3 protein-coding genes and 1 pseudogene are annotated in these 3,316 nt (G+C 69.8%); 2 read left to right on the top strand and 2 right to left on the bottom strand.

Annotation, left to right across the window (positions count from 1 at the left end; genetic code table 11):
- A pseudogene (locus tag FV222_RS20860) lies at positions 1 to 389 on the bottom strand (methyltransferase type 11); the annotation flags it as partial.
- 163 nt (positions 390 to 552) lie between these two features.
- Between FV222_RS20860 and hemH the strand changes: the two are divergent.
- Entirely contained in the window at positions 553 to 1,638 is a 1,086-nt protein-coding gene (gene hemH, locus FV222_RS20855; protein ID WP_147761600.1) for a ferrochelatase, read from the top strand.
- 156 nt (positions 1,639 to 1,794) lie between these two features.
- Positions 1,795 to 1,956, top strand: a complete 162-nt coding sequence (locus tag FV222_RS29910) for a hypothetical protein (protein ID WP_187273622.1) — start codon at positions 1,795 to 1,797, stop codon at positions 1,954 to 1,956.
- Between the two features lie 41 nt (positions 1,957 to 1,997).
- On the opposite strand, the gene FV222_RS20850 is transcribed toward FV222_RS29910, so the two are convergent.
- A complete protein-coding gene (locus tag FV222_RS20850; protein ID WP_147761574.1) occupies positions 1,998 to 2,918 on the bottom strand; it encodes a peptidylprolyl isomerase in 921 nt (306 codons plus the stop codon).
- Positions 2,919 to 3,316 lie beyond the last annotated feature (398 nt).

Genomic DNA, 3,316 nt, shown 5'->3' with positions numbered 1-3,316 from the left:
GCCAGGAACTCGCCGGAGCCGGAGCCGAAATCGAGCAGGCGCGCGCCCGGCACGAGCTTCGGCGCCAGCAACTCCGCCCGGAACGCGGCCTCGCGCGCCGAGCGCTTGAGGTGCACGCGCGGCGGGCCGCCGGCGAAGGCGAGCTGGTAGTCGGCGCGGTAGGCGTGGGCGTAGTAATCCGCCAGCTCGGCCGGCGTCGGCATCGGGTCGGTGCGGATCAGGCCGCACTCGGCGCAAGCGATCGACTTCAGCGTCTTCAGCCGGCGGTCGGTCTCGGCGACGGTGACGCTCTCGGTCGAGCCGCACAGATTGCAGGCCGTGGGCGCCCCCGTGTAGGGGTAGCCGGTGAACGGCATGAAGTGGTTCAGGAAGTAGCGGGGAGACTGCATGTCGCGCTCTCGTCGGCCGGATCTTCGCTGGCAGGCTTCGTGCTCTAGTTAGATATCCGATCCCGCACAACCGCAGCGCCGTCGTGCGGCCGCGCGGCCCCACGAAGCCGCGCCCCCGGCGGCTCTAGGACAGGAAGCGGCCGCCATGGCCGAGAACCTTACCATGAACGAACGCGTCGCACCGACATCCCTGTCGGCCGTCACCTCCGTCGAGCCGCAGCGCGCCGCCGGCTCCGGCACGCTTCCGGCCGAGCACCCCCCGGTCCGCTGGGGCCGCGTCGGCGTGCTGCTGATGAACCTCGGCACGCCGGAGGGGACCAGCTACTGGCCGATGCGCCGCTACCTGAAGGAATTCCTGTCCGATCGCCGGGTGATCGAGGTGCCGCGCTTGATCTGGTGGCCCCTCCTCAACCTGATCATCCTCACCAAGCGTCCCGGCCCGAAGGGCAAGGACTACGCGAGCGTCTGGAACAACGAGCGCGACGAAGGCCCGCTCAAGACCATCACCCGCGGCCAGGCCGAGCGGCTGCAGGCGGCGATGGGCGACAGCGTGGTGGTCGACTGGGCGATGCGCTACGGCAAGCCCGAGGTCTCCCTGCGGATCCAGGCGCTGCTCGACCAGGGCTGCGACCGCATCCTGCTGGTGCCACTCTACCCGCAATACGCCGCCGCGACCTCGGCCACCGCCTGCGACCAGGCGTTCAAGGCGCTGATGCAGATGCGCTGGCAGCCGACCGTGCGGGTCTCGCCGCCCTACCACGACGACCCGGTCTACATCCGCGCGATGGCCGATTCGATCCGCGAGGGGCTGGCCAAGCTCGACTTCGAGCCGGAGGTGATCCTCACCTCGTTCCACGGCGTGCCGAAGAGCTACCTGCTCAAGGGCGACCCCTACCATTGCCAGTGCGTGAAGACCGGGCGGCTGATTCGCGAGGAGCTGGGCTTCTCGACCGAGCGGATGCGGACCACCTTCCAGTCGCGCTTCGGCAACGAGGAATGGCTGAAGCCGTACACCGACGAGACCGTGCAGACCCTCGCGAAATCCGGCGTGAAGCGCATGGCGATCGTGGCGCCGGGCTTCACCGCCGACTGCCTGGAGACGCTGGAAGAACTCGACGGCGAGAACCGGCACTACTTCGAGGACAACGGCGGCGAGCGCTTCGCCTACATCCCCTGCCTCAACGACAGCGACCTCGGGATGAAGGTGATCGAGACCGTGGTGCGGCGCGAGCTTCAGGGCTGGGTCTGACCGCCCGGCCCGTCCGGGCATCGTGGCCGGCGTGTCGGGCCGTCAGCTCGCCCGCCATCTTGCGAAGCTTCGGCGCGCGGCTATCATCGCGCTCTCGACGCCGGGCAGCCCGGGTCCGCAAAGGTCCGGATAGCCCCGGTCCGCAAGGGTGATGAGATGGCGTTCTTTATCGGTATCGCCTGTCCCTGGCTCGTGATCGCCGTGCTCGACATCCTGGCGTCAAACCGGCGCACGAACGAGCTGACCGCGCTCGGCATCCTGCCCGAGGCTCAGACCACCACGGCGGAATCGGCCTACCTGTTCGCCGCGCCGAACTAGACGGGGGCCGGTCGCGCGGACGCGACCGGCGGCACCGGGCCTCAGGGCTTCTTCGGCTCCTCGGGGGCCGGGGTCGGCGCCGGGGCCGCGATCGGCTTGCCGTTCTCGTCGAAGCGCTCGACCTTCGCGTCCGCGCGCAGCTTCAGGATCAGGTCCTGCTGCGCCTTGCGGATCAGCGCCTGGTCGATCTGCTCCTTGAGCTCTTCGAAGGTCGGGACCGGCTTGTTGCGCTTCTCCTCGACCTTGATCACGTGCCAGCCGAACTGCGACTTCACCGGATCGGAGACCTGACCGGGCTGCAGCTTGAAGGCCGCGTCGGCGAACTCCTTCACCATCCGGTCCTTCGAGAACCAGCCGAGGTCGCCGCCCTCGGCCTTCGAGCCGGCGTCCTTCGTGGTCTCGGCGGCGACCTTGGCGAAGTCCTCGCCGCCCTTGATCCGCGCGGCGACCTTCTTGGCGTCCGCCTCGTTCTCGACGAGGATGTGCCGGGCGTGGATCTCCTCCTCCGGCTTCATCAGCTTGGCCGACTGGTCGTAGAGGGCGCGGGCCGCCTCCGGCGTCGCGGCCTTGCGGGCCTCGCGCTCGAGGTACTCGTCGAGGAGGAGCTTGTCGCGGAAGTAGGCGAGCTTGCGCTTGAAGTCCGGCGTGTCGCCGATCTTGGCGGCGTCGGCCGCCTGCGCGCCGACCTTCAGGTCGAGCATGTAATCGACGAGCAGGCCCTTCTTCTGCGCGTCGTCGACGCCCGGCAGCGACAGGGCCGGGTCCTCGGCGGCGACCGCGATGTCGCCGGCGGTGACCGGGATGCCGTTGACTTTGGCGACGACGCTGTCGGGCGACGGCAGCACCGAGGCGGCGACGGAGGGCTGGGCCGTCGGCGTCGGCGTCTGCGCGATGGCGGCGCCTCCGAGCGCGAGCACCAGGGCGAGCGCGCTCGCGCCGCTGAGGGTGTGGGTCTTCGACATGGCGTTGGCGTTCCTGGCGTGTTTCGCCCCGACCCGCCGCGGCCGAGGGCCGGACGGCGTCGCACGAGGCGTCGAGGAAGCGGCGTCGGAAGCCGCGGGAATCGGGCAGACAGGTGGATCGCGCGACGCCCAAAGGCAAGGCGCAAAGGAAGTCCGCAAAGGCGGCCGCGTGTTCGCGACGGCGTCACGCCGTCCGTCCGGTCGAAGGCGCCGGATGCGTTGACTCTGTTTCTTGAGCTTTCGTGAACGCGCTCCGCGGCAGGCTTGCCCGATCGATGGAGGCACGGATGCGCAGGATCTCGCAGATCGGATGGATCGCCTTGGCGGCGTCGGCTGCGTGCGCGCTGGCGGCGACGCCCTCGATCGCCGAGGCGCGCGGGTTCCGCTTGCGGCTCGGC

Source organism: Methylobacterium sp. WL103 (assembly GCF_008039885.1).
Classification (GTDB): domain Bacteria; phylum Pseudomonadota; class Alphaproteobacteria; order Rhizobiales; family Beijerinckiaceae; genus Methylobacterium; species Methylobacterium cerastii.
This window is presented reverse-complemented; position numbering and strand designations above follow the sequence as displayed.